General features: G+C 62.4%; 3 protein-coding genes. All 3 read left to right on the top strand.

The features are described from left to right. A partial coding sequence (locus EOA86_RS33385) for an FCD domain-containing protein (RefSeq protein WP_128345442.1) occupies positions 1–214 on the top strand: 214 nt, incomplete at its 5' end. Further along, positions 211–654 (top strand): VOC family protein, encoded by a 444-nt coding sequence (locus EOA86_RS33380; protein ID WP_128345441.1) that lies wholly within the window; start codon positions 211–213, stop codon positions 652–654. The genes EOA86_RS33385 and EOA86_RS33380, both read left to right, overlap by 4 nt. A 68-nt stretch (positions 655–722) precedes the next feature. Then, positions 723–1754, top strand: a 1032-nt coding sequence (locus tag EOA86_RS33375; protein WP_164892268.1) for an ABC transporter substrate-binding protein, incomplete at its 3' end; no start/stop codon positions are given.

Genomic DNA, 1754 nt, shown 5'->3' with positions numbered 1-1754 from the left:
CTCCGAACAGACCCGCCAGTCGATCCACTATGCCCGCCTCACCAATCCGCTCCACGACCTGGTCGAGGTCAACGTCGCCGAGCACGTGCGAATCTACGACGCGCTCGCCGCGCATGATCCACAGGCTGCCGGCGATGCGATGCGCCGGCACATCGATGGCGCGGCATCGCGCGTAGGGGTCGAACTCACCGCGAAGATCAATCGAGGCAAATGACCATGTCGCTCGGCCAGACCAAGGCAATCACCGATATCTGCCTTCTTGTCGAGGATATCGACCGTACCATCGACTTCTACACCCAGAAACTCGGCTACCGGATCAGGCGCCGCGCCGAGGGCTTTGTCGATTTTCATTCCGAGCGCGTGACACTCGCCGCCTGGGAACTGGATCACATCAATCGCCACTGCGGCGTCTCGAATGTCCGCTCGCCGAAGCAGGCGCACAAGGCATGTGTCGCCATGGAACTGGAAAACGCCGGCGAGGTCGACCGGCTCTATGCCGAACTGTCGGACAAGGGAGTGCCGTTCGTCGGACCGCCCGGCGACTATGTCTGGAACGCGCGCTGCGCCTACTTCCACGACCCGGATGGGACACTGTGGGAGCTCTACGCCTGGACCGGCGCGGGACCGGGCGACTATCACGACACGCAAGTGTGATCCGATCGCGACGGCCTCGCAAGAAGGGCCGCGCGGCATGCAAACATGTCCAACAAAGGAGCAAGAAGATGAGTGGGAACACATCGCAGTGGAATCGCAGATCGATCCTGAAGGCCGGCGCCGCCGGCCTGGCGGCTTTCGGGCCGGGACTTCAGCTGTTTGGCGCCAGCGCCTCGGCAGCCGCCAAGCTCGTCGTCCAGTATGACTGGCTGATGTCGAATGGCCAGATCGGCGACGTCGCAGCCGTCGCCAATGGCTACTTCAAAGAGGCCGGGCTCGAAGTCGAGTTCAGCCCCGGCGGACCGAACGCCGCCACTGTGCCGCCGGTGGTGTCCGGTGCCGCTCAGCTCGGCCAATTTTCCGAATCGCCTCAACTCTATGCCGCGCGGGCGAGCGGCGTTCCGATAAAGATCATCGCCTGCGGCTATCGCACCGGGCCTTATGCGCTGACGTCGAAACCGGCGAAGCCGATTCGGTCGGTGGCGGATCTGAAGGGCATGCGGATCGGCACGCAGCCGACCGCGCGCTTCGCCATCGACGCGATGCTTGCGAAGAACAAGATCGACCCTTCCGAGGTCACCATCGTCAATGTCGGGTTCGACAAGGCCCCGCTCGTACGTGGCGACGTGGATGCGATCGGCGGTTGGATCACCAACACGCAGGCGCTCAGTGTCGTCGGCGATGATCGCATCGATCTTCTGTTGTCGGAGCTGGGCCTGGCGTCCTATGCCGACGTCTATTTCGCAACCGACAGCGCGATCGAATCCAATTCCGAGATCCTGGCGAAATTCATCGGCGCGGTCGCCAAAGGATGGGGCTGGGTCCACGCCAATCCCGAACAGGCGGTCGACAAGCTCGTCGCTGCCTATCCCGAGATCGATGCAGGCTGGGAAAAGAAGACGATCTCCCTGGTGCTGAAACTGTCCTTCGACGAGAACACGAAAAAGGATGGATGGGGCACCTTCGATCCTGCCTCAATCGAGAGCCAGATCGCGCTGCTTGACCAGATTGGCCAGTATCCGAACGGCAGGCCGAAGGCCGAGGACGTCTATACCACTGAGATTCTCGAACTCAGTGCGGCTGAACGGCCGAAGCTCGGC

This window comes from Mesorhizobium sp. M5C.F.Ca.IN.020.32.2.1 (assembly GCF_004023105.1).
Taxonomy (GTDB): domain Bacteria; phylum Pseudomonadota; class Alphaproteobacteria; order Rhizobiales; family Rhizobiaceae; genus Mesorhizobium; species Mesorhizobium wenxiniae.
This window is presented reverse-complemented; position numbering and strand designations above follow the sequence as displayed.